This is a genomic window from Rhizocola hellebori (assembly GCF_016862955.1).
GTDB lineage: Bacteria > Actinomycetota > Actinomycetes > Mycobacteriales > Micromonosporaceae > Rhizocola > Rhizocola hellebori.
In genome coordinates this window covers 17,382-41,399 of the sequence record NZ_BONY01000081.1, presented here as the reverse complement: position 1 = coordinate 41,399, position 24,018 = coordinate 17,382, and the positions used below count along the sequence as shown (strand labels likewise).

The following is a 24,018-nucleotide window of genomic DNA, read 5'->3' as shown; positions in this document are numbered from 1 at the left end:
AACGCTGTCGGTGACGTGGCGGCGGCCGATGTAGAACCGGCCAGCGATGGCTTCCTCGGCACGTTCCAGGTCGAGACGACCGAAGAAGAGCGGCGTGCGGGGATCGTCGGCCAATTCGGCGACTCGACGGGCCAAGGCGATGCCTAGGGTTTCCGCAGCGAAGGGGTCTCCGGCGACTATGTGACCGGTGGCGTACATCTCCTCGGCGTGTACCCGCATTGCGTGCAGGGCGGCGCGGGAGGTCGACATGTGGGTACGTTCGGCTTCGAGTTCGGCATCGAGATCGACTGACATGGTCTGCGGTTCCTCCGGTCTGGTACCCGGCGCAGCGAGAATGTGCGCGAACTGACCAGCCTAGCCTGCTGACCCTCGGCCGTTCGAGGCAATTATTTCGACTCAGGCATCTGCTTGTTCCAGCGGATCTCCACGGTTGACGGGTCGAAGCCGCGTCCCCGTTTGCCCGACGGGAGAATGCGCACCGTCATCAATTCGGCCAGAACGAGGCGTTTGTGGCTGAGCGGGAGCGAGTCCCACACCGCCTGAACGTCTTCGGCACCGATCAGAGGGGTCAGCGGCGATTCGACCACCGCGCCCTGAAGCTCGCCATCGATCTCCGCCAGGCGGGCCTTGGCCTTCGTCGTCCCAGCGAGCAACTGAGCACGATCGATCAACCCGAGTGCTTTGTCGGCTGCCAACTCGTTTAGGTTGCCGCGGATTGCCTTGGCTTCCGCGCGCAGCCCGGCGACATCGACATCGGGTTTTGCAGGCACGAGCAAGTCGGCCGCGTCGTCACGCATAAGTCTGGCAACGACGGCACCCACCACGTATTTGTCGGTGTGCTCCATCGAGCGAATGAGGTGCGCTTGGTTGCCGCAGCGGTAGGCGGGGATCCTGGACCCGACCCGGATGTGACAGGTGACTCGAACGCTCAGGTCCGCAGGAGTACAGATGCCGCAGTGGTAAAGTCGGCTGCCAAGCCATTTTGGCGCGGCACCTGGGTTGATCACCCTGCCAGGGTCGGTCAGGATTCGCTGCACGGCTCGGAAGGTCTCGAGTGGGACGATCGGCGGCCAAGGTGCGTCGGCAATCTCCTCGCCTCGGTAGACGATGCGGCCAGCGTTGCGAGGGCGCAGTAAGACCTCCCGCAATCCTTCAGCGCGCCAAGGTGCACCAGCCACGGTGACGAGACCGCGCTGCCGAAGATCCAGTGCCATTGAACGAAGCGACGCTCCCTGAACCAATCGCTCACTGCATTCGACGATCACAGCAGCTTCCTCGGGAAGGACAGTGCGGCCGTCGACATCGAACCCGTAAGGGCGTTTGCCTCCGCCGTACTCTCCGGCGAGTGCCTGCCGCTGTCGGGCTGCTGAAACCCGTCGGGCTGTATCGCGCGATGCCTTGTTGGCCACCGCCACCATGACACGTGCCATCGTGACGTCGGCATCCGTGGCAAGACGCAGCGACCCCGTCACTGATTCCACCGGCATCTTGCTCTGCTCGGCTACGTCGATCAGATCTTCGAGGTCGCGCGGGTCGCGCACCACTCGGTCTAGATCGAGAGCCAGCAACCCATCGTGGTCGCCCTTCATCAAGAGCGCTAGGCACTCGCGGAAGCCGGGCCGGAAGGTCCGCCACTCAGTGCGGCCATCGGCAAGCGTGACTTTGCGCCGCTTGAACGCTGACACGCCACGCTTCTTGCCATCAGACGAGGCGATGTCATTCTCAACGATCACTCGCGTGATCTTCCAGCCGATTGCCTTGCCGTGGTCGCGGATGCGCTGTTCCTGATCGACGAGGCCCTTACCCTGGCCATCCTCGCCAAGATCGTTTTCGCGTAGGTCCGACAACCGGACCAACCCTATGCCGTTCTGAGGTTTTCCCATGTGAAATAGTGTCGCATTTTTATGTGGTCTAATCCAGGGTTCGGCAAAACCGCTGTGGGTCTGCACAGAGCGGCGTATTTGCTCTTCATGCACCGGGAGCGGCTGCGCCGCAACGGGGTGACCATCGTCGGGCCGAACCAGGCCTTCCTCGGCTACATCGCCGCGGTGCTACCCGCGCTTGGCGAGCTCGATGTCAAACAGTCCACCTTGGACGGTCTCATCGCCCAGGTGCCAACGCAGCGCACCGATTCGGTGGAGACGGAAATCCTCAAGCACGACCCGCGGCTGGCGGCGGTTCTCCACCAGGCCCTCTGGGCCAAGGTGGGCCGGCCGGACACGTCAATTCAGGTTCCCGACGGTTCCTTCCGCTGGCGCATCGACCCGGGCGTGCTGCGCCGGCTCGTCGACGACGTGCGGCGAGAGGAGCCGCCCTACCTGCTGGGCCGGGAACGTGTTCGCGCCCGCGTGGTCAGTCTGATCCAGCGCCAAGCGGAAGCGCGTGCAGGCGACTCGCCGGGTGAGGCGTGGCAGCGCAAGATGGGCAAATCCAAGCCGGTCACCGACTTCCTCGACTCCTGTTGGCCGGCGACCACAGCCGAAGCTCTTGTCTTTGAGCTGCTTAGCAATTCCGAAGCTCTCGCGCGGGCAGCCGAGGGTGTGCTCAGCTCGGATGAGCAGACCGCGCTGGTGTGGGTCAAACCGCCGCGCACGGTGCGCAAAGCGCAATGGAGCACAGCCGATCTGGTACTCCTCGACGAAGCCTCCGGTTTGCTGGAACGCCAGCCGAGCGTGAGCCACATCGTGATCGACGAAGCGCAGGACCTCTCCCCGATGCAATGCCGGGCGATCGCCCGGCGCACCAGCCACGGCTCGATCACCCTGCTCGGCGACCTCGCCCAGGGCACCACCCCGTGGGCCGCCTCCGACTGGCGCGACAGCCTCGGCCACCTCGGCAAGCCCGATGCCGCCGTCGTGCCGCTAACCACCGGGTTCCGGGTGCCCGAAGCCGTTGTCGCCCTTGCCAACCGGCTCCTGCCCGCGCTGGAGGTCAACGTGCCGCCCGCGGTCTCGCTGCGCCGCGACGGCAACCTCACCGTCCGGCTGGCCGCCGACCTGATCCCCCTGGTGCTCGACGAGATCGAGCAGGCCCGCGCCTACGCGGGCTCGATCGCCGTGATCGCCGCCGACCACCAGATCGACCTGCTTCGTGCCGCTCTGCACACAGCCGGAATCGAGTCAGCCGAGCTTGACACCCCCGAAGGCGGGCAGGTCACCATCGTCCCGGCGACCCTGGCCAAGGGGCTGGAATACGACCACGTCATCGTCGTCGAACCCCGCGCCATCGTCGAAGCCGAGCCACGTGGCCTGCACCGCCTCTATGTGGTGCTCACCCGCGCCGTGTCCCGCCTGTCGGTTCTGCACTCCCAGCCCCTACCCGCGAGTCTGGGGACCAACTGAGCATCGAGGCGGCACGTGGTTTTCTTAAGGTGTGACTTCTGCGGAGCGAACCACGATCAGCGATCCGGCGGTGATGCGTGCACTGGCGCATCCGGCTCGGCTGGAGATCCTCGATCACCTTTCGTTGATTAAGGATGGCGCGACGGCGACCGAATGCGCCGAGCTGGTGGGGCTGTCGCCGAGCGCGACCAGCTATCACCTGCGTGCCCTGGCCAAGGTCGGGATGATCCAGGAGGCGCCCAGCCGCGGCGATGGCCGTGAGCGGGTCTGGCAGGTGAGTTTCCGGAACTACGCGGTGGGAGCCGAGCGCGATGCGGGGGCGGAGGAGATCGCGGCCGAGGCAGCCATCGTGGAGGCCTTTCTGGCTCGCCAGAACGAGCGGGTGCGCCGGTACCAGACCAAAGCCAGAGCGGAAAAGGATGAGTTCTTCGATGTCGCCACCATGACCGAGCAGACGCTGATGGTCACCGCGGCCGAGCTGAAGGAGCTGTTGACCAAGCTCGATGAGCTGATCGCCCCGCTCAAGAGGCGTGATCGGGAAGAGCCGCCGGAGGATTCCCGGGCGGTGTCGATGCAGATCAGGGCCATTCCGATCGTTTGACACTTGCGCTCAGGAGATGTGAAGCACATACTTCGAAGTATGTCCTTCACATCTCCCGCGCTTGCGCGCTCCCGCTGGTCCGACGTCTATATCGCCTCGATCGCCCAGTTCTTCGGCGCGACGGGCACGTTCCTGGTGCTGGTGAGCCTGGTGCTCGCGTTGCAGCAGCGGGGAGCGAGCGGGATCGAGGTCTCGATCCTGGTGATCTGTGAAGCGCTGCCGATGGTGGTGCTCGGCAAGCTCATCGGCCGCCTCATCGATCGTTACGACAGCCGGCTGCTGCTGATCGTCTCGGGCGTGGGGCAGATGCTCGCGTGCCTGGCGCTGGCGCAGGCGGAGCAGTTCACCGCCGTGATCGCGGGGGCCGTCGCGCTGTCCGTGGTCAGCGGCGTGGCCGTGCCCACCAGGCAGGCGCTGCTGCCGGCCATGGTGGTCCGCGATGACCTGCCCAAGGCCAGCGCTATCGGGCAGACCGCGGGCACCGCGGGAATGATGGCGGGCCCGGCGCTGGCCGGGTTCATGGTGGGCGGGCTGGGCGTGCGGCAGACGTTGATGCTGGCCGTGCTCGGTTTCGCCGCCACCATCCTGGCCGGTCTGCTGCTCAAGACCCGCCGGGGTGGCTTGGCCGCCGCGCCGGCTGGGGACGCCGACCCGGAGCCGGAGTGGACGCTGGGCAGCGACCGTCTGCTGTGGAGCTCGGCCTGGGGCCTCACCGCCGTCATGGCAGCACTTTCCGCGGTCAACGTCGTGCTGGTCTTCTTCATGATGCGCACCCTGGGCAGCTCCGAAGAGGTCTACGGGCTCATCGACACCACGTGGACGATCGGCATGCTGGCCGGCGCCTGGATCTTCGGTCGCGCCATCCGTCCCACCACCGTTGACACCACCCTGGCCCGCCTGCTGTTCGTGCTGCTCGGAGTGGTCTCCCTGGCGATGATCGGGGTGGCGTCGGTGCAAACCGCGCTGTGGATCGTGCCGTGCTACCTGATCGGCGGGACCCAGAACGGTGGGCTCAACGTGTTGATGGGAACGCTGATGGGACGCCGGGTGCCGCAGGAGGCTCGCGGCCGGGCCAACGCTGCGCTGGGGATGCGGGTGCAGGCGGGCGCTTTGGTCGGGTACGTCCTGGGTGGACTCTCGCTGGAGATCACGGACGCCAGGTGGAGCGTGCTCGCCTGTGGTGTGCTGGGTCTCTTCACCGCCCTGGCAGTCGCACCCCACGTGCTGCGCGCAGGTAGGCTGACCAATCATGACCGGACAGGTGCAACGGCCCAGAGTGGGGCATATTCAGTTCCTTAACTGCCTCCCGCTCTACTGGGGTCTGATGCGCTCAGGCGCTCTGATCGATGTGGAGCTGCTCAAAGACTCACCTGACCGGCTCAACTCCGCTCTCATCGCCGGTGATCTCGATATAGGCCCCATCTCGCTCGTCGAATACCTGCGTCACGCTGACGATCTCCTGCTCCTGCCCGACCTCGCGGTCGGCTCGGACGGCCCGGTGCTATCGGTGAACATCGTCTCGACCAGGCCACTCGATGAGCTGGATGGGGCCAGAGTCGCTCTTGGCAGCACCTCGCGCACCGGCGTCCTGCTGGCGCAGCTGGTGCTCCAAGAGCGATATGGCGTGCAGCCCGAGTTCTTCCGCTGCCCGCCCGACCTCACCGAGATGCTGCTCGAAGCGGAAGCGGCCGTGCTCATCGGGGATGTCGCCCTCAGGGCGCTCTACGACGCGCCCAAGCGCGGCCTTTTCGTCACCGACCTCGGCCAGGCCTGGCGGGAGTGGACCGGGCTGCCCATGGTCTTCGCGGTTTGGGCGGTGCGCCGCGAGTTCGCCCAGGCCCATCCGGGGCTGGTCAAGGAGGTGCACGAGGCCTTCCTGCGGTCGCGCGATCTCTGCCTCGCCGAGCTTGACGCGGTGGCCGCGGCCGCCGCGCGCTGGGAGCCTTTCGACCCGGCGACGCTGGCCTCCTACTTCCGCGTGCTGGACTTTTCCTTGGGCAGCAGGCAGATCAACGGTTTGCGCGAGTTCGCGCGGCGGGCGGCGGCGGCCAATCAGGCCCCGGCGCTAGGCGAACAGGGGCCCGAGTTCGCCGCGCTTTAGCAGCTGATCCGCGACGGACTGGCAGATCTGCTGGCCGTGGGCGTCTCCGGCCAAGCTCACCGGATAGCGCGTCATCACCGTCATGCTCCACTTCTCGGTGACCGCGAGGCAGTTCATGTGTCTTTCCTGGGTGGCGGTGGTGACGTCCCAGCCGTTCTTGATGGCCAGGCTGCCGCGCGCCGCGGCCGGGAACGCGGCCGGGATGCCCCAGGTGCCGACCTTGACGTTGCGCATCTCGTTGAGCACCCACTCCGTCCACTTCGGACCCGCGGCGGTGCCGTCGGCCGCGCAGGCCGCCATCCGGCAGACATCGCGCGGCGACATTTGGCAGGCGCCCCAAGTGGTGCTGGGTACGAAATCGGTCAGCTTGCACATCGCCTTGAGCCGGGTGAAGGTGACCTTGCCCATTTCGTCGAAGAGATCGCTGGCAGGCCCGTTCTCGCTGTTACGGATCATCCGGCTGATCGCCGAGAGGCGGCTCGAGGACGGGGTCTTGCCCGCCTCGGCGGTGGTCCGAAGATAGTCCGAGGCCAGCCATACTTTGATCATCGAGCAGGTGCGGCTGGTCTCGCTGATGGTGGTGGAGCCGATGACCTTGCCCGTCTTCCTGTCCATCAGCGCCCAGCCGTGCCATCCGCCCTGCGTGATGGAGACGAGCTTCTGCGGATCGAAGGAGGCCAGGTCGAAGGCGGGCGGGGTCGGCGAAGGCGTGGGCGACGGGCTGGTCTCCGGCTGATCGACCGGATCATTCCCCTTGACCCAGGTGCCTTGGGCCGCTTGGGAAAGGGTCACCCCACCGGCGACGAGGGCGCTCGCCCCGCCCAATCCGAAGATGAGCAGATCGCGGCGGCGCACGCGGCGTTTGCTGGTGACCCGGCGACGGCTCATGGCGTGCCCTTGCCGAACAGGGGCTGTAGCTCGGGTCGCTCCAGGAGCTGTTTGGCGATCGACTCGGCGATGGCGGCGCCGTGCGTTTCATTGGCTTTGACGCTTAGCGGGTACCGGGTCAGCACCGCCATGCTCCAGCGATCCGTGACCGCGAGGCAGTTGGCGTGGTACTCCGACTTGGCAGAGGTGGTGTCCCAGCCGTTCTTGATGGCCATCTTCGCCTGGACCTCGGGCGGGAACGCCGCCCGAACTCCCCAGCTGCCCCGGCGCACATTGCGCATCAGGTCGAGCAGCCAATTGGTCCACTCGGCGTTGGCTACCCGCCCGGCGGCAACGGTGTCGGCGAGCCGGCACGTGTCGCGGGCGGAGATGACCGCCTTGCTCCACGAGCTGCCGGGAGTGAAATCGGTGGTCTTGCAGACGGCCTTCATTCGGTTGAACGACTTGAGCCGGCCCAGCTCGTCCATGATGTCGTCGGCGGTGAGGCTGTCCGAGTCGCGGATCATGATGGTGATCTGGTCAAGCCGGGTCTTGGTCGGCGTCTTGGCCTGGCTGAGGTAGTCAGCCGCGATCCACGTCTTGATCATCGAGCAGGCCCGGTTGGTCTGGTTGTAGTTGGGCGAGCCGATGATCGCGCCGTTCTTGCGATCCATCAGCGCCCAGCTGAACCAGCCCTCGGCGGTGACGGTGACCAGCTTGGTGGGATCGATCGTGGCGAGGTCGAAGGGCGGCGTCGCCGGCGTCGGCGAGGCCTTCGGCGAGGACGGCTCATCGGCGGTCTGCTGGCCGGGATCTACCCAGCCCCGGTTGGCGTTCACTGCGGCTTGCTTGAGCAGCAGCGGTGCCCCGACCGCGAGGGTGACCAAACCGGCGCTTCCTGCGATGAGGGCGCGCCGACGACTGACCGGGGTTTTCATAAAGAGGGGCTCCCGGGGGTGGGGGTGTCTTGCTCAGACTAACTCGCTCACGAGATTCCTACATATCTGCGCTCCGTGAGCAAGCGGCAACGAGCTGGGATAACGGGTGAGAGCTGCCATAATCCAGGCCGGGGCGACGGCCAGACAATTTACATTCCATTCACCGAGCGCCTGGCGCTTGTCCCAGCCGTTCTTGATCGCGATGCGCTCCCTGTCCGGGCCGGCGAAGGCTTCGCGGATCCCGAAGTCGCCTGTTCCGCGCACCGCGCGCATCTCGTCCAGCAGCCAAGACGTCCATCTCGGGCCCGCCGCGGTGCCGTCGGCCAGGCATCGTCCGAGCCGAACCGTGTCGCGCGCCGACATCAGCGTCATGCTCAGGTCCTCGCCGGGCGCGGAGTCGGTCAGGCCGCAAACCGAGATCATGCGCTCGATGGACTTCTCCCGCCCCAGCAGCGCGTAGATCTCCCAGGCAGGTTCGTTTGCGCTGTCCCGGATGATCGTGCTGAGCCGCTCGTCCCAGCCGTGGCTAGCGAGATAGTCGGCCACCAGCCAGGCCTTGACCATCGAGGCGGTCATCGTGGGCTCGCCGGCGTTCTCGGCGGCCCGCAGCGTGCCGTCGCGGCGGTCGAAGAACGCCCACGAGATCCACACGCGGCTAAGTTAGCAGCTGCGCCGCGATGCTCTCGCAGACTCCAGCGCCGTAGTCGAGCCCCTGTGAGCTGGGGTAGCGCATCATCACCGCCATGCTCCAGCTGTCGGTGACGGCCAGGCAGTTGATGTGCCAGTTGCCATCCGACCGGTACGAGGTCCAGCCGTTCTTGATGGCGACCGTGTTGGCCTGCGCGGCCGGGACGCCATCGATGATTCCCCATCGGCCGCCGCCGCGGGTGGACTGCTGCTCCGTGGCAGCGGTGGTTCCGGAGACCTGACGCATCTCCTGCAGCAGCCAGGTCGTCCAGGCCGGGCCGGCCGCGGTGCCGTTGGCCAGGCACTCGCCCAGGCGCACCGCGTCGCGCGGGGACATCTGGGTGCGGCTCCACCAGTCGTCGTACACGGTGGTGTCGGTGAGCCCACACATGGTGATCATGCGCTCGATGGATTCGTTGCCGCCGGTGCGCTCGTAGAGCGTTTGCGCCGCGTCATCGTCAGACCACTTGATCGCGTCGCTGGCCAGCTTGACCTCATTGGGAGTGGGACCGCCGGCCTTGCCCGCGGCGGCGCGGCGGAGATGGTCCGCCACCACCCAAGTCTTGATCATCGATTCGGTACTGCTGGTCTTGTCGAGGTTCTCGCCGATCACCGAGCCGGTGGTGCGATCCAGCATGGCCCAGCCCAGGAATTCGCCGCTGAAGTTGACCGCGACCGTTGACTGGGGTGAGCCGGACTGCCCGGCCGGGCCGCCACCGGCGGTGCCCCCGCCGACCGGTGGCGCCGGAGCGTCGGCGCGGGTCACCCAGCTCGTGGCGGGATGCTGGGCAGCGAGCGCCTTGGGCACCAGCACACCCAGGCCTACGGCGAGTGCTGTGGCGATGGCTATGGCGGCAGGAAGACGTCGAGCCACGAGGGGAGGCTCCGATCGGGTAGGGGCTTTATTCGAGGGTAGGAGTCTTTCCTGGTAGTGGCCTATACCCGAAGGGCTGACGTGATCGTTGTCTCGGACGGCGGCCGATCCAGGGGAAGGATGTGACAGTCGTTGCACCGGTCGGAAGAATTCTGTAACACTGGCGGTATGGAAACCCCCGACGTCCACGGTGCCGATGGCCTTCTGGGCGAGGTCGAAGAGGCCGAGGCCGACCTTCGCAGCGCGGCGTCGCGCGATCTGGAGGGCACGGCCTCCTTCGAGGCGATCGTCGCCGCCGACCAGAAGATCGAGCCCCGGGACGTGATGCCGGAGGCGTATCGCAAAGGGCTCATCCGGCAGATCGCCCAGCACGCGCACTCCGAGATCATCGGTATGCAGCCGGAGGGGAACTGGATCACTAGGGCGCCGTCGTTGCGGCGCAAGGCGATCCTGCTGGCGAAGGTGCAGGACGAGGCGGGTCATGGGCTTTACCTGTATGCCGCCGCCGAGACCCTCGGTGTCACCCGGGATGAGCTGACCGAAGCGCTCCTGAACGGGCGGCAAAAGTACAGTTCAATTTTCAATTATCCCACGCTGACCTGGGCGGATATGGGTGCCATCGGCTGGCTTGTCGACGGTGCGGCGATTGTGAACCAAGTGCCCCTGTGTCGGTGTTCCTACGGCCCCTACGCACGGGCGATGATCCGCGTCTGCAAGGAGGAGTCGTTCCACCAGCGCCAGGGCTATCAATCGCTCTATGTGCTCGCCAACGGCTCTCCCGCTCAGCGCGCCATGGCGCAGGACGCGGTGGATCGCTGGTGGTACCCGTCGCTGGCGATGTTCGGCCCGCCGGACACCGAGTCAACGCACTCGGCGCAGTCGATGGAGTGGAAGATCAAGCGGTTCTCCAACGACGATCTGCGGCAACGGTTCGTGGACATGTGCGTGCCGCAGGCCGAGATCCTCGGCCTCACGCTGCCCGACCCCGACCTGCGGTGGAACGAAGAACGTGGCCACTACGACTTCACGCAGCCCGATTTTGAGGAGCTGATGCGCGTGGTGAAGGGCGACGGGCCGTGCAACCGGCAGCGGATGACCCATCGGCGGCGCGCCCACTCCGATGGCGCCTGGGTGCGCGAGGCCGCGCAGGCCTATGCCGAAAAGGCAAGGGCCGCAAAGGGCGCAAGCCGCGAGGAGGTCATGGCATGACGAGCGAGCCGCTGTGGGAGGTCTTCGTCCGGCCGCGCCGCGGGTTGTCGCACACCCACGTGGGCAGTCTGCACGCGCCCGATGCGCGGTTGGCGCTGCGCCACGCGCGCGACCTCTACACGCGACGGCAGGAGGGCGTTTCCATCTGGGTGGTGCCCGCCGCGGAGATCACCGCCTCCAGCCCGGACGAGAAGGACTCCTTCTTCGATCCAGCGGCCGACAAGATCTATCGCCATCCCACCTTCTACGAGCTGCCCGAGGGGGTGCAACACCTGTGACCCCGCAGCCGATCGAGCTCGCCGACGACGCTTTGGTTGCCGCGCAACGGCTTTCGGAGTGGGTGTCGCGTGCGCCCACCCTCGAGGAGGACGTGGCCCTGGCCAACATAGCGCTGGATCAGCTCGGCGTGGCCCGGTTGCTGCTGCAGTCCATCGGCGACGAGGACGAGCTGGCCTACCGGCGCGGCGATGCCGACTTCCGCAACTGCCTGCTGGTCGAGCTGCCTTTCGGGCGCTCGCGCGGCGACCTCGACTTCGGCTGGACCATGGCCTGGTTGTTGTACCTGGCGGCAGCCCAGCACCTGCGCTACGCCGACCTGGCCGAAGCCGGCGACGGCATTGCGGCCAAAGCGGTCAAGGAATCCGCCTACCACCTCGACCACGCCTCGCAGTGGACGGTGCGCCTGGGCGATGGCACCGCCGAGTCGCGCCAGCGCATGCAGGAAGCCGTGGACGAGATCTGGCCCTACACGCACGAGCTGACCGAAGGCATCCGTGAGCGGTGGCTCGCCGTGGTCGAACCGGTGCTGAAAGAGGCGACGCTGACCCGCCCGCAGGACGGCTGGAAGCCTGACGGCGGAAGGAAAGGCTTACACACCGAGCACCTGAGCTACCTGCTGGCCGAAATGCAAGCGCTGCACCGCGCCCACCCGGGGGTGACGTGGTGAGCGTCTACGACGTGGTGGCGGCGGTCAAGGATCCGGAGCTGCCGGTCATCACCATCGCCGAGCTTGGCGTGCTGCGTTCGGTTTCCACCAAGGAAGGCCGGGTGACCGTGACGATCACGCCGACCTACAGTGGCTGCCCGGCCATGGATGCGATCCGGCAGGACATCCGGGGGGCGCTGGCCAAAGCGGGGCACGACGACGTGGAAGTCGTGACACAGCTCAGCCCCGCCTGGTCGACCGACATGATCAGCGAGTCCGGCCGGGCCGCGCTGGCCCGCAGCGGCATCGCTCCGCCGACCGCCGGTGACCCCGCCTGCACCCATTGCGGGTCGGGCCAGGTGCTGCAGATCTCGCGCTACGCCTCCACTGCGTGCCAGTCGCTGTGGAAGTGCCACGGCTGCGCCGAGCCTTTCAATGCGGTGAAGACCATATGAGGCAACAGTTTCACGAGTTACCGGTGAGCAAGGTCGAGCCGCTGACAGCGGTGTCGGTAGCCATCACCCTGGACGTGCCGCCCGAGCTGCGGGAGGCGTTCGCCTTCAAGCCCGGCCAGCACCTCACGTTCCGCCATGGCGAGATCCGGCGCTCCTACTCGATCTGTTCCACGCCCACCCAGCTGCGCGAGCGCGGCCTGCTCACGGTCGGGGTGAAGCGGGTGCCGGGCGGGGTCTTCTCCAGCGTCGCCCAGGAGCTGACGGCCGGGGCCGTGCTCGAGGTGCTGCCACCGCTTGGGCACTTCACCATCCAGCTGAGCGCGCAGCGCTCTCGTCGCTATGGGGCCATCGTCGCCGGGTCGGGCATCACCCCGGTGCTGTCGCTGGTGGCCACCGCGCTGGAGACCGAGCCGGGGAGCACCTTTTCCGTCGTGTGCGGCAACCGGGCCGCGGCCGAGGTCATGTTCACCGATGAGCTTGCCGAGCTCAAAGACCGGTACCCAGAAAGACTGCAGTTATTGCATGTGCTCTCCAGGGAGAGCCAGCCGAGCGAGCTGCTGTCGGGCCGGCTCGATGCGGAGCGCATCACCGATGTGGTCAAAGCGCTTGGGCTGCAAGAGGTGCAGGAGTGGTTCCTGTGCGGGCCGCTCGGGGTGGTCAAGGCGGCCCGAGAAGCGCTGGCCGGCACCGCTGCGAAGATTCACGTCGAGCTTTTTCACGCCGAGGATGCCCCGGTGGCCGTGCTGCCACAGGGCGAGGGCGGGAGCGTCACGGTGCAGATCGTCCTAGATGGACGGTCGACCGAATTCCCGATGGAGCGTCACGAACGCGTGCTCGATGTGGCGCTGCGGCACCGGGGCGAGCTTCCCTACGCGTGCAAGGGCGGGGTCTGTTCGACGTGCCGTGCCAAGCTGGTCGACGGCACCGTGCAGATGGCGGCGAATTGGGCGCTGGAGCCCGACGAGCTGGCGGCGGGATATGTGCTGACCTGTCAGTCCAGCCCGACCAGCGACCGGCTCGTGGTGGATTACGACGCCTGAGCGCCGCGCCACGGCTATCGTGGCCGGGTGTCGACCCTTGGCTTCGCCCTGCTCTCGCTGCTGACCCGGGGCCCTGCGACCGGTTACCAGCTGACTCGGCGGATGCAGAACCCGATCGGCCACTTCTGGACGGCCAACCACAGCCAGATCTATCCGGAGCTGGCCCGGCTCTCCGAGCTGGGCCACGTGACCGCCACCGAGGGCGCCGGCCCGGGGCCGCGGGCGAAGAAGACCTACTCGCTGACCGCGCGAGGGCGGGAGGCGCTCGCGGACTGGCTGCCGAAGCCGGCCGCGTTCCAGCCTCGCAACGAGGTCGCCCTGAAGGCCTACGCCGCGGCGTGCGCTGCCGACCGATCGCGGATGGCCGAGCTTTACGAGCAGGTCGCGGCCGATGCGGCGGCCGCCCTCGCCGCCTTCGGCGAGGAGGAGTCGACGATGGTGGAGCACGGCTGGGATGACATCTCGCATCCGAAGTTTGGCAATTACGCCGTATTGCAACTAGGAATTGGGTCACAACGGAACCTGCATGCCTGGGCCACGTGGCTGGCCAGCCAGCTGCGCCAGTAGGCTCGGGTCCATGACGGCGGTGATTGACGACATTCTCCAGCGGGCCGCTGACGGCGGGCGCATCTCCGACGAAGAAGCGCTCCTCCTTTACACCGAGGCGCCCTTCCACGCGCTGGGTGAGGCGGCCGACGCGGTTCGGCGCAGCCGGTACCCGGAAGGCATCGTCACCTATCTCATCGACCGCAACATCAACTACACCAACGTGTGCGTCACCGCGTGCAAGTTCTGCGCCTTCTATCGGGCGCCCAAGCATGCCGAGGGCTGGACGCACGACACCGCCGAGATTCTGCGCCGCTGCGGGGAGGCCGTCGATCTCGGCGCGACCCAGGTCATGCTGCAGGGCGGGCACCACCCCGACTACGGAGTCGAGTACTACGAGGGCCTGTTCAGCGCGGTCAAGCAGGCCTACCCGCAGCTGGCGATCCACTCGATCGGGCCTTCCGAGATTCTGCACATGGCCAAGGTGAGCGGGGTGTCCATTGAGGACGCCGTCCTGCGCATCAAAGCCGCCGGGCTGGACTCGATCGCGGGCGCCGGTGCGGAGATGCTTCCAGACCGGCCGCGCAAGGCGATCGCGCCGCTCAAGGAGAGCGGGGCACGCTGGCTCGAAGTGATGGAGGTGGCCCACCACCACGGCGTCGAGTCGACCGCGACCATGATGATGGGCACGGGCGAGACCAACGCCGAGCGCATCGAGCACATGCGGATGATCCGCGACGTGCAGGACCGCACGGGTGGCTTCCGCGCCTTCATCCCGTGGACGTACCAGCCGGAGAACAACCACCTCAAGGGGCGCACCCAGGCGACTTCGCTGGAATATCTGCGCCTGATCGCCGTGGCCCGGCTGTTCTTCCACAACGTCAACCATCTTCAGGCCTCCTGGCTGACCACGGGCAAGGACGTCGGCCAGCTAGCCCTGCACATGGGTGTCGACGACCTCGGCTCGATCATGCTCGAGGAGAACGTCATCTCCTCCGCGGGCGCCAAGCACCGGTCGAATCTGCATGACCTGGTCCACCTCATCCGCAGTGCGGGCAGGATCCCGGCTCAGCGCGACACGCTTTACCGCCACCTGACGGTGCACTGGACGCCGGCCGACGATCCCACAGACGAGCGGGTCACCTCCCACTTCTCGTCGATCGTCAACCGCCAGCTGCCCCTGGTATCGGCGTCATGACGCGCGCCGATCTGGACAAGGAGCCGCACGAGATTGCGGCCATGTTCGATGGTGTCGCAGAGAAGTACGACCGCACCAACACCGTGCTCTCCTTCGGCCAGGACAAGGCGTGGCGGCGCTCAACCCGGGCCGCGCTCGGGCTGCAGGCGGGCGAAAAGGTTCTCGATCTGGGTGCCGGGACAGGCGTTTCCACCGAGGAGCTGACGCGCTCGGGCGCCTATGTGGTCGGCGTCGACATCTCGCTGGGCATGCTCGCCGTCGGCCGCCGCACCCGCCCGACTGTCCCGCTGGTCGCCGGGGACGCGCTGGCCCTGCCCTTCCCGGACCAGACCTTCGACGCGGTCACCACCTCGTTCGTCATCCGCAACGTGGCCAACACCCCGGCCGCCCTGCGCGAGCTGGCGCGGGTGACCAAGCCGGGCGGACGCCTGGTGATCTGCGAGTTCTCCCACCCCACCAACACCGGATTCCGCAAGGTGTACCTGCAGTACCTCATGCGCTCGCTGCCGGCGGTCGCCAAGCGCGTCTCCAGCAACCCAGACGCCTACGTCTACCTTGCCGAATCCATCCGTCAATGGCCGGATCAGAAGGAATTCGCGGCCATCATCGGAGAGAACAACTGGACCAAGGTCGGCTGGCGCAACCTCACCGGCGGAGTAGTAGCCCTCCACCGCGCGACAAAATAGGCGCGCGCTAAAGCAATCTGCAGCGCGTGTGCATTGGTGCGCGCAAAATTATTCTGTGGATGACAGCAAGGTTATTGGGTTCCTCGGCGGCGGTTACGGGGAGCCGGCTGTGCGGGTCAGTGACTTGGAAGAGGCGGCGGCTCGTCGCCGTAGGGTGGGGCGTATGCAGGATCAGGAGACTTGCCAGGTGCAGGTCACCGTGGGCGATCATGAGGCGGCGTTGACATTGGCCCGGTCGGCCGTGGAGGCGAGGCTTGCCGCGTGCGCGCAGGTTTCGGGTCCAATTAGGAGCGTCTACCGATGGCAGGGTGAGCTGGAAGAGGCGGACGAGTGGGCCGTTGTCTTCAAGACGAGGCTTTCCCGGTACCACGAAATAGAAGCTTTCATAAATGAACATCATTCGTACGAGGTTCCTGAGATTGTGTGCACCCCGATTGGGATGGGCAATCCGGCCTATTTAGCGTGGATTATCGATTCGACTTCGGCCGATTAGGCTGTTCCCCCGGTAAGGGCGAACCAATAGGCTCCCGTCCATGTGAGTACCTGTTGCTCACTTTGGGACCCTAGGGAGGTTCGCTAGTGTCGTTAACGCTACCGGCCGGGCCAAAACGTCCGGTCAGAAGCGCAGTCGCAGCCACGGTGATGACCGCACTCGTGGTGGCGGCAGCAGGCAGTGCTCGGGCGACCGCGCCTGCCGTTCCGCAGGGAACCCAGCTCTACATAGTTCAGACAACGGGTGCGCCGCTGGCTTCATACGCCGGTGGGGTCGCCGGGATAGCGGCCACCAAACCGGCCGCGGGCAAGAAGGTGGACGTCAAGTCCACCACGGCGAAGGCATACCGTGAGCACCTCAAAGCCATGCACGACAAGGTTTTGCAGGCAAGCGGCATCAACGCCAAGCAGAAGACCGACGACCTGAGTGTCGTCCTCAACGGCTTTGCGGCCAAGCTCACCGAGGGTCAGGCGGCCAAGCTGGCCCGCACCCCCGGCGTGCTCAACGTCTGGAAGAACGAGATCCGCAAGCTCGACACCATCTCCACGCCGGGATTCCTTGGCCTGGAAGGTAGTTCGGGCGTGTGGAACAAGCAGTTCGGCGGCGACGCCAACGCCGGCCTCGGCGTGATCGTCGGCGTGGTGGACACCGGATTCTGGCCGGAGAGCCCGAGTTTCGCGGCGCTTTCCGAGCCCAGGCCGGACCAGGCTGTCATCGACGGCAAGTGGTTCGGTACCTGCGATGCGGGTATTGAGGAGCCGGTGACCTGTAACAACAAGGTGATCGGGGCGCGCTGGTACAACGACAGTGGTCTGGCCGATGACCACGACTTCCTCTCCCCGCGTGACGCCGACAGCCACGGCACCCACACCGCCTCCACCGCCGCGGGCAACCACGGCGTCAACGCGGTGATCAATGGTGTGTCCGTGGGCACGGCCTCGGGCATGGCCCCGGCCGCGCGCGTTGGCATCTACAAGGTCTGCTGGGCCGGCGGTTGCGGCACCTTCGACAGCGTGAACGCGATCGAGGACGCCGTCGCCGATGGCGTGGACGTCATCAACTACTCGATTTCGGGTTCGCTGACCTCTGTCCTCGACCCGGTCGAGGTGGCGTTCTTCAACGCCGCCGCCGCGGGCGTCTTCGTAGCCGCGTCGGCCGGTAACTCCGGGCCGGGCGCGAGCACGGTGGCGCACAACTCGCCGTGGCTCACCACGGTGGCCGCCAGCACCCACGACCGCAACTTCACCAAGTCGGTGACGCTGGGCAACGGCGCCACCTACGCGGGTGTGGGAACCGGTCCGGCCGTGCCGTCGGCGCCGCTCATCGATTCCGCTGTGGCGGGTCTGGCCGGGTCCGATCCGCTTCAGGCGGAGCTGTGTTTCCTGGGCGCGCTCGATCCGGCCAAGGTGACCGGAAAGATCGTGCTGTGCAGGCGTGGTACCAACGCTCGTACAGATAAGAGCAAGGCGGTTCGCGACGCGGGCGGTCTGGGCCTGGTCCTGTACAACCAGCCGGACAACTCGCTGAACGCCGACTTCCACTTCGTCCCCACGGTTCATCTGCAAAGCGCGGCCGGCTTGGCCATCAAGGCCTACGCGGCCACCGCGGGCGCGACGGCTTCGCTTTCCGTTGGAGCCGCAACCCCCGGCCGGGCGCCGAACATGGCCGCCTTCTCCTCCGCCGGCCCGGCCCTTTCGGGCGGCGGCGATCTGCTCAAGCCCGACATCACCGCGCCGGGCGTCGATGTCATTGCCGCCGTTTCCCCAGCGGGCGACAACGGCAATTTCTACGACGCGATCTCCGGTACGTCGATGTCGAGCCCGCACATCGCGGGCCTGGCAGCGCTGGTGGCAAGCAAGCACCCGGACTGGTCCCCGATGTGGATCAAGTCGGCGCTGATGACCTCGGCCTCGCAAACCGACAACACTGGTGCACCGATCCTGCGGGGCACGGTCAATGCCACTCCGCTGGACTTCGGCGCCGGTCACGTCAACTCGGGCGGCTCCTTCGACCCGGGTCTGGTCTACGACTCGAACTTCGAGCAGTGGGTCCAGTTCATTTGCGGGACAAAGCAACTGACCGGCCCGACGTGTGACAGCGTCGGATCGATCGACCCGAGCGATCTGAACTATCCGTCCATCGCCGTCGGCGACCTGGCGGGCGTTCAGTCGGTCAAGCGCACCGTCACCAACACCGCCAACCATGCGGCTATCTATCAGGCGAAGGTGCAGGCCCCTGCGGGCTTCAAGGTGACCGTCTCCCCGGACACGCTGATCATCCCGAAGGGACGGTCGGCTTCGTTCAAGGTGACGATCACCCGTACCACCGCGCCGCTGAACGCCTACGCGTTCGGTTCGCTGACGTGGAAGGAATTCCCCGGCTTCGACGTGCCCGGTCTCGGCAAGCGCGACCATGTGGTCCGCAGCCCGATCGCGGTTCGCCCGGTGGCTCTTTCCGTCGTCGGTGAGGTGGCGGGTTCGGGCGCCAGCGGCTCCATCGCGCTGGCCACCAAGACCGGTTTCGCGGGAACGCTGACGGCCGCGGCCAACGGCTTGACGGCCGCCACCGTGGCCAGCCTGCCGGTGGTGGGCACCGAGCCGAACTTCAACACCGGCGCTCCCGCCGTGGGGCCAGGCGTGAACAAGGCGACGGTTACCGCTCCTGCCGGGTCAGCGCTGGTGCGGTTCTCCACCTTCAGCGGTGATTATCCGATGGGTACCGACATCGATCTGTTCGTCTACTCGGGCAGCACCCTGGTTGGGGTGAGCGCGGGCGGCACGGCAGACGAGACGGTGACGTTGACCGCTGCGGGGACGTACGACGTCTACGTGGTGGCCTTCGCGCTGGCGCCAGGGGAGACCGGAGCTGACATACAGCTCAATCACTGGGCGGTCGGGTCCGGTTCGGCCGGGAACTTCTCGGTCAGCCCCGCCTCCCAGCCGGCGACGGTCGGTGGCGCGGGCACGGTGACGGCTTCGTGGAGCGGCCTGTCCGCCGGGGTCCGGTACCTGGGCTTCGTCGGCTTCGGCGACGGCACCGCGAGCGTCGGCCGCACGATCGTTTCGGTTGTCGGATAACGAGATCCACCCCGGAAACCCACTCGCGAACGGTCATCGCGAGTGGGTTTCCTCTATCGCCGAGGCTAGAACATGTGTTCTAATGCCTTGTGCGCTGGACAGCCCTTGGCAACGATCCCACTGGTCAACTTCTCCTTCCAGGGGCTGTCACGCGCACCTTCGACACCCCCGGCTTCGCCGGAATGACGTTCTATGAGATCCGGGCCAAGTCACTTATCAACCGCATCAAGGGCAGCGGCCGGCTGCCCTTCGACTACACCATCAATCCCTATCGCGGTTGCGGCCATGCCTGCACCTACTGCCTGGCCGGTGACACGCGCATCCTGCTGCCCGACGGGAGCACCAAATCCCTTGATGCGCTTGAGCTTGGCGACGACATCGTGGGCACCGTGCGCGATGGGCGATCCCGGCGTTACACCATCACCTCGGTGAGAGCCAAGTGGCCCACGGTGAAGATGGCTTACCGGGTGCATCTGGAAAACGGCGTGGAGCTGGTGGCCAGCAGCGATCACCGGTTCCTGACCGAGACCGGCTGGAAGCACGTGACCCCCTCGGTGGCCGGGCCTGACCGCCGTCCCTTTCTGGCGGCGGGCGACAACGTGCTCGGCATCGCCGAGGCGCTGGCTTTTTCCGCGCTGCAAGGCTCGCGGCCGGTCCCGGTCGCGGTCGCCGCGGTGGAGCCACTCGACCGCACGATGCCGATGTGGGACATCACCACCGGCACGGGTGACTTCATCGCCAATTCGGTGGTGAGCCACAACTGTTTCGCGCGCAATACCCACACCTATCTCGACCTCGACGCCGGGCACGACTTCGACTCGAAGGTCGTGGTGAAGGTGAACGCGGTGAAGGTGAACGCGGTGGAGGTGTTGCGGCGCGAGCTCGCCAAGCCGTCCTGGCGCGGGCACAGCATCGCCATGGGCACCAACGTCGATTGCTACCAGCGGGCCGAGGGCCGCTATCGGCTGATGCCGGGCATTCTCTCCACGTTGAGCGAGTTCAGAAATCCGTTCTCCATTCTCACCAAGGGCACGCTGATCCTGCGCGATTTGCCGATCCTGCAGCAGGCGGCGGAGCGGGCGCGGGTGTCGATCGCGTTCTCCATCGGGTTCCTCGATGAACAGATCTGGCGGCTGATCGAGTCGGGCACGCCCTCGCCGCGACGCCGCCTCGACGCGGTGCGCCAGCTGACCGATGCCGGGTTCCGGGTCGGAGTGCTTATGGCGCCAATACTTCCCGGCCTCACCGACGATGACGCCTCGATCGGCGCCACCGTCGCGGCGCTTGCCGAAGCGGGTGCGGCCAGTGTCACCCCGCTCGTGTTGCACCTTCGTCCGGGCGCCCGGGAGTGGTACTTGGGGTGGCTTGCCGCCAACCGCCCGGATCTGCTGCCGCTGTATCACCGGATCTACCGTGATCGGGCCTACGCCAGCCCCGACTTTCAGCGCCTCATCACCGCCCGCACCCGCCGCGCCCTGCGCCGCCACGGCCTGCTCGACCGCTCCGAGACTCCCGCCCGCGATCTGCCCGCCGGTCCCGTCGAGCAACTCACCCTGCTCTAGCCTCCTCGCGCCGCCTCTCCGCCCGCTTGACAGGGATCATGGTGCGGCGGTATAAAACCAGTAGGTTATGAAACTATGAGGTTATCTAATGGTGGTGCGGGCTGAGGCTTTGGATGCGACCTTCGCTGCGCTGGCCGACCCGACGCGACGGGCGATCCTGGCGCGTCTGGCGCAGGGGGAGGCGACGGTGACCGAGCTGGCGTCGCCGTTTCAGATGAGTCAGCCGGCGATCTCCAAGCATCTGAAGGTCCTGGAGCGGGCCGGGTTGATCTCGCGCGGTCGCGACGCGCAGCGTCGGCCGTGCCGGCTGGAGGCGCGTCCGCTCAAGGCGGCCACGACCTGGCTGGCGAGCTACCGCGACGCGTGGGAAGAGAGTTTCCAGCGTCTGGACGATCTGCTCGACGAGCTCAAGCGCGAGGAAGAGGGATGACCGAAGGCTTGCAGGTGCGCACGGTCGGCGATCGGGAGATCGTTTTGACCCGGGCATTCGCGGCGCCGGCCAGGCTGGTTTTCGCCGCGCTCACCACACCCGAGCTGGTCAAGCGATGGCTCGGCGCGCGCGAGTGGAACGTCACGGACGCACAGATCGACCTGCGAATCGGGGGTGCGTGGCGCTTCGTGTCGCGCGGGCCGCAGGGACAGACGATGGCGCATGGCGGCGTGTACCGGGAGATAGTCACCCCAACTCGGCTTGTGTATACCGAGGTTTTCGACGATCAATCGTTTCCTGGCGAATCATTGATCACGACGGTGCTGGTGGAGGCGCAGGCGAGCACCACGATGACGACCAACGTGTTGCTTCCTGCCCCTAAGGTGCGCGAGTACGTGCTCAGCACGCCGATGGAACGCGGGGTGGGACACGGTTATCAGCGCTTGGACGACTTGCTCCGAGCGCTTCAAGGAGATGAGAGGGACAAGCTATGAATTGGACATTTGAAGTTGTGGTGGTACCAGTCTCCGATGTGGACAGGGCCAAGAGCTTCTACGCCGAGCAGCTCGGCTTCAACGTCGACCACGACTCGAATTTCGGTGACGAGTTCCGCATTGTTCAGCTGACGCCGCCCGGCTCAGGATGCTCGGTCGTGATCGGCAAGGGGGTCGGCGGCGATATGAAGCCGGGTTCGCTTCAGGGCCTGCAGTTGGTGGTCAATGACATCTATAAAGCTCACGCCCAGCTGACCGAGGCCGGTGTGGCGGTGGGCGACGTCATGTATGCCAGCCCGGGCGGCATGCGCCCGGCCCAGGAGGGCGACGACCTGAACAACAGCGGATTTGTTTTCTTCAGCGACCCCGATGGCAACGGCTGGGCGGTCCAGCAGATCACCGCCCGCGACTGATGTCAGCTGCGGAGTATGTGAAGCGGCTGCGCGCGCTCGGGCCGGCCGGGCAGGTGGCGATGGGCAAAATCTTCGCCCTGTCCAAGGAGTTCGTGGCGATGCCGCTGAGCGAAGTGAACATCCTGCTGGACAGCCCGGTGCACGACGTGCGGGTGGGTGCGCTGAGCATCATGGACAAGCAGGCGCGGAGCAAGAAGATCACGGAGGGGCAGCGCAAGGAGCTGTTCGACCTCTACCTGCGGCGCTCAGATCGCATCGACAGCTGGGACCTGGTGGACCTCGGCGCGGTCTGGGTGGTCGGCCGGTACCTGGTCGACAAGCCACGGGACGTGCTTTATGAACTGGCCCGATCGCAGGACACCTGGGAGCGGCGCACGGCCATTGTCAGCACGCTCTACCTGGTGCGCCAAGGTGAGGTTGACGACACGTTCCGGATAGCGGAAATCCTCCTCGCGGACAAGCAGGACCTCGTGCAGAAGGCGGTGGGCGGGCTGCTGCGGGAGGCCGGCAAGAAGGACAGGCAAAAGCTACTTAGCTTCTTAGACCAGCATGCGGGGGCGATGGCCCGTGTCGCATTGAGCTACGCCATGGAACACCTCGACAATGAGCAGCGCGTGTTCTATCGCGCTCAGCCGCGAAAATCTAGTTAGGCTCGCCTAACTAAATGCGGACGTTCAAGCAGGCCTAGACTGCTCGCCGGATGAGCTTGTGAAGACTTTCACGAGCGTTAAGGGCTCGTAGATCAGGCCGGCGGAGGTGACCATGACTCAGACCGATTTCGATGCCGACGTGATCGTGGTAGGTGCCGGTCCGGGTGGCTCGGCCAGCGCTTACCACCTGGCCAAGCATGGCGCGCGAGTGCTGGTGCTGGAGAAAACCGAGTTCCCCCGCGAGAAGGTATGCGGTGACGGCCTGACCCCGCGAGCGGTGAAGCAGCTGCTCGACATGGGGATAGACACCTCGCCCGAAGCCGGGTGGCTGCAGAACAAGGGTCTGCGCGTCATCGGCGGTGGAGTCCGGCTCGAACTCAAGTGGCCAGATCTGGCCTCCTACCCCGACTACGGCCTGGTCCGGACGCGGCTCGACTTCGACGACATGCTCGCCAAGCAGGCCGAGAAGGCCGGCGCGATCCTGCACACCAGCCACAACGTGACCGCGCCGGTGCTCGACGCCGACGGCCGCGTCGTCGGCGTACAGGTCAAGACGCCCGGCGGGGAGAAGCAGCTGACCGCGCCGCTCGTCATCGCCGCCGACGGTGTCTCCGGCCGGTTCCCGCTCTCGATGGGCATGCCCAAGCGTGAGGACAGGCCGATGGGAGTGGCCGTGCGCCGCTACTACCGGTGCGAGGCGAAGGCCAACGACGACTACTTGGAATCGTGGCTCGAGCTGCGCAGCAAGGAGGCGGGCGACACCCTCCTTCCCGGGTACGGATGGATCTTCGGGCTGGGCGACGGCCGGGTGAATGTCGGTCTTGGCGTGCTGAACTCCTCCAAGGCCTACCAGCAGACGAACTACCGGCACATGCTCACCGACTGGCTTTCCACCACCCCGGAGGATTGGGGTCTGTGTGACGAGTCGAACGCCGATGGGAAGATTCTCGGCGCGGCGCTGCCTATGGGATTCAACCGCACTCCGCACTACACCCGAGGCATGATGTTGGTGGGTGACAGTGGCGGCATGGTCAACCCCTTCAACGGCGAGGGCATTGCCTACGCGATGGAGTCCGGGCAGCTCGCAGCAGAGATTGCGCTTCAAGCACTCGCGCGACCGGCGGGTCAGGCCCGCGAGTCCGCGTTGCACGCTTATCCGACCGAACTCAAGCGCCGCTTTGGTGGGTATTACCGCATCGGCGGGGTATTCGTGAAGCTGATCGGCAACCCGCAGGTCATGAAGATCGCGACCAGGCATGGCATGCCCCACCCGACGCTGATGCGGTTCGTGCTCAAGTTGCTTGCCAATCTGACCGACCCGCGCGGCGGCGACGCCATGGATCGGATCATCAACGCCATGTCCCGCGTGGCACCCGCTGTATAGAGGCATAACAGGTGAGGATTCGCGATGACGACTGTGATCGAGAATAG

General features: G+C 66.3%; 24 protein-coding genes and 2 pseudogenes. 20 read left to right on the top strand and 6 right to left on the bottom strand.

The features are described 5' to 3' along the window. Together Rhe02_RS40055 and Rhe02_RS40050 are read right to left on the bottom strand one after the other, a co-directional pair. Positions 1-294, bottom strand: a pseudogene (locus tag Rhe02_RS40055) (AAA family ATPase); the annotation flags it as partial. Between the two features lie 92 nt (positions 295-386). After that, on the bottom strand, positions 387-1,883 hold the full coding sequence (locus Rhe02_RS40050) for a recombinase family protein (protein WP_203913726.1): 1,497 nt from the start codon (positions 1,881-1,883) through the stop codon (positions 387-389). Between the two features lie 33 nt (positions 1,884-1,916). Between Rhe02_RS40050 and Rhe02_RS40045 the strand changes: the two are divergent. From Rhe02_RS40045 to Rhe02_RS40030, 4 genes and pseudogenes are all read left to right on the top strand, one after another. After that, a pseudogene (locus tag Rhe02_RS40045) lies at positions 1,917-3,341 on the top strand (HelD family protein); the annotation flags it as partial. 31 nt (positions 3,342-3,372) lie between these two features. Then, complete coding sequence (locus Rhe02_RS40040; RefSeq protein ID WP_239124355.1) at positions 3,373-3,942, top strand: ArsR/SmtB family transcription factor; 570 nt, start codon at positions 3,373-3,375, stop codon at positions 3,940-3,942. 39 nt (positions 3,943-3,981) lie between these two features. Then, complete coding sequence (locus tag Rhe02_RS40035; protein ID WP_203913725.1) at positions 3,982-5,241, top strand: MFS transporter; 1,260 nt, start codon at positions 3,982-3,984, stop codon at positions 5,239-5,241. Further along, positions 5,192-6,043: a menaquinone biosynthetic enzyme MqnA/MqnD family protein gene (locus tag Rhe02_RS40030; protein ID WP_203913724.1), complete on the top strand. Its 852-nt coding sequence runs from the start codon at positions 5,192-5,194 to the stop codon at positions 6,041-6,043. The genes Rhe02_RS40035 and Rhe02_RS40030 overlap by 50 nt, the downstream gene beginning before the upstream one ends. Here Rhe02_RS40030 and Rhe02_RS40025 read toward each other — a convergent pair. Genes Rhe02_RS40025 through Rhe02_RS40010 form a run of 4 tightly spaced genes read right to left on the bottom strand, consistent with a single transcriptional unit; the run spans position 6,008 to position 9,409 of the window. Next, on the bottom strand, positions 6,008-6,931 hold the full coding sequence (locus tag Rhe02_RS40025) for a hypothetical protein (protein WP_203913723.1): 924 nt from the start codon (positions 6,929-6,931) through the stop codon (positions 6,008-6,010). The two genes, Rhe02_RS40030 and Rhe02_RS40025, sit on opposite strands and share 36 nt — an antisense overlap. Continuing rightward, entirely contained in the window at positions 6,928-7,848 is a 921-nt protein-coding gene (locus Rhe02_RS40020) for a serine hydrolase (RefSeq protein ID WP_203913722.1), read from the bottom strand. The genes Rhe02_RS40025 and Rhe02_RS40020 overlap by 4 nt, the downstream gene beginning before the upstream one ends. Positions 7,849-7,881: 33 nt before the next feature. Beyond that, on the bottom strand, positions 7,882-8,499 hold the full coding sequence (locus tag Rhe02_RS40015; protein ID WP_203913721.1) for a hypothetical protein: 618 nt from the start codon (positions 8,497-8,499) through the stop codon (positions 7,882-7,884). A 4-nt stretch (positions 8,500-8,503) separates the two neighbouring features. Beyond that, positions 8,504-9,409 (bottom strand): serine hydrolase, encoded by a 906-nt coding sequence (locus Rhe02_RS40010; RefSeq protein WP_203913720.1) that lies wholly within the window; start codon positions 9,407-9,409, stop codon positions 8,504-8,506. A 168-nt stretch (positions 9,410-9,577) separates the two neighbouring features. Between Rhe02_RS40010 and paaA the strand changes: the two genes are divergently transcribed. The 16 genes from paaA (at position 9,578) to Rhe02_RS39930 (ending at position 23,971) form a co-directional block, all read left to right on the top strand. Next, complete coding sequence (gene paaA / locus Rhe02_RS40005) at positions 9,578-10,618, top strand: 1,2-phenylacetyl-CoA epoxidase subunit PaaA (protein ID WP_203913719.1); 1,041 nt, start codon at positions 9,578-9,580, stop codon at positions 10,616-10,618. After that, complete coding sequence (gene paaB / locus Rhe02_RS40000) at positions 10,615-10,896, top strand: 1,2-phenylacetyl-CoA epoxidase subunit PaaB (protein ID WP_203913718.1); 282 nt, start codon at positions 10,615-10,617, stop codon at positions 10,894-10,896. The genes paaA and paaB overlap by 4 nt, the downstream gene beginning before the upstream one ends. After that, complete coding sequence (paaC, locus tag Rhe02_RS39995) at positions 10,893-11,564, top strand: 1,2-phenylacetyl-CoA epoxidase subunit PaaC (RefSeq protein ID WP_203913717.1); 672 nt, start codon at positions 10,893-10,895, stop codon at positions 11,562-11,564. Before paaB ends, paaC begins: the two co-directional genes overlap by 4 nt. Continuing rightward, complete coding sequence (paaD, locus tag Rhe02_RS39990; protein WP_373320779.1) at positions 11,558-11,998, top strand: 1,2-phenylacetyl-CoA epoxidase subunit PaaD; 441 nt, start codon at positions 11,558-11,560, stop codon at positions 11,996-11,998. Before paaC ends, paaD begins: the two co-directional genes overlap by 7 nt. Continuing rightward, positions 11,995-13,038 carry a 2Fe-2S iron-sulfur cluster-binding protein gene (locus Rhe02_RS39985; RefSeq protein ID WP_203913715.1) on the top strand — a complete coding sequence of 348 codons (1,044 nt, stop codon included), beginning with the start codon at positions 11,995-11,997 and terminating at the stop codon, positions 13,036-13,038. The genes paaD and Rhe02_RS39985 overlap by 4 nt, the downstream gene beginning before the upstream one ends. Before the next feature lie 27 nt (positions 13,039-13,065). Next, a complete protein-coding gene (locus Rhe02_RS39980; RefSeq protein ID WP_203913714.1) occupies positions 13,066-13,605 on the top strand; it encodes a PadR family transcriptional regulator in 540 nt (179 codons plus the stop codon). A 10-nt stretch (positions 13,606-13,615) separates the two neighbouring features. Beyond that, complete coding sequence (gene mqnC / locus Rhe02_RS39975; RefSeq protein WP_203913713.1) at positions 13,616-14,782, top strand: cyclic dehypoxanthinyl futalosine synthase; 1,167 nt, start codon at positions 13,616-13,618, stop codon at positions 14,780-14,782. Then, positions 14,779-15,468, top strand: coding sequence for a demethylmenaquinone methyltransferase (locus tag Rhe02_RS39970; protein WP_203913712.1), 690 nt, complete (start codon positions 14,779-14,781; stop codon positions 15,466-15,468). The genes mqnC and Rhe02_RS39970 overlap by 4 nt, the downstream gene beginning before the upstream one ends. A gap of 55 nt (positions 15,469-15,523) precedes the next feature. Next, a complete protein-coding gene (gene cutA / locus Rhe02_RS39965) occupies positions 15,524-15,961 on the top strand; it encodes a divalent-cation tolerance protein CutA (RefSeq protein WP_239124354.1) in 438 nt (145 codons plus the stop codon). A gap of 149 nt (positions 15,962-16,110) precedes the next feature. Continuing rightward, on the top strand, positions 16,111-19,038 hold the full coding sequence (locus Rhe02_RS39960) for a S8 family peptidase (protein WP_203913711.1): 2,928 nt from the start codon (positions 16,111-16,113) through the stop codon (positions 19,036-19,038). An 89-nt stretch (positions 19,039-19,127) separates the two neighbouring features. After that, a complete protein-coding gene (locus tag Rhe02_RS39955; protein ID WP_203913710.1) occupies positions 19,128-20,600 on the top strand; it encodes an Rv2578c family radical SAM protein in 1,473 nt (490 codons plus the stop codon). Between the two features lie 88 nt (positions 20,601-20,688). Beyond that, the gene (locus tag Rhe02_RS39950; protein ID WP_203913709.1) at positions 20,689-21,030 is read left to right on the top strand and encodes an ArsR/SmtB family transcription factor; all 342 of its coding nucleotides are present in this window, start codon (positions 20,689-20,691) and stop codon (positions 21,028-21,030) included. Further along, complete coding sequence (locus tag Rhe02_RS39945; protein WP_203913708.1) at positions 21,027-21,524, top strand: SRPBCC family protein; 498 nt, start codon at positions 21,027-21,029, stop codon at positions 21,522-21,524. The genes Rhe02_RS39950 and Rhe02_RS39945 overlap by 4 nt, the downstream gene beginning before the upstream one ends. Beyond that, the gene (locus tag Rhe02_RS39940; protein ID WP_203913707.1) at positions 21,521-21,937 is read left to right on the top strand and encodes a glyoxalase superfamily protein; all 417 of its coding nucleotides are present in this window, start codon (positions 21,521-21,523) and stop codon (positions 21,935-21,937) included. Before Rhe02_RS39945 ends, Rhe02_RS39940 begins: the two co-directional genes overlap by 4 nt. Then, positions 21,937-22,587: a DNA alkylation repair protein gene (locus Rhe02_RS39935; protein ID WP_203913706.1), complete on the top strand. Its 651-nt coding sequence runs from the start codon at positions 21,937-21,939 to the stop codon at positions 22,585-22,587. The genes Rhe02_RS39940 and Rhe02_RS39935 overlap by 1 nt, the downstream gene beginning before the upstream one ends. Before the next feature lie 112 nt (positions 22,588-22,699). After that, positions 22,700-23,971, top strand: coding sequence for a geranylgeranyl reductase family protein (locus Rhe02_RS39930; protein WP_203913705.1), 1,272 nt, complete (start codon positions 22,700-22,702; stop codon positions 23,969-23,971). Positions 23,972-24,018 lie beyond the last annotated feature (47 nt).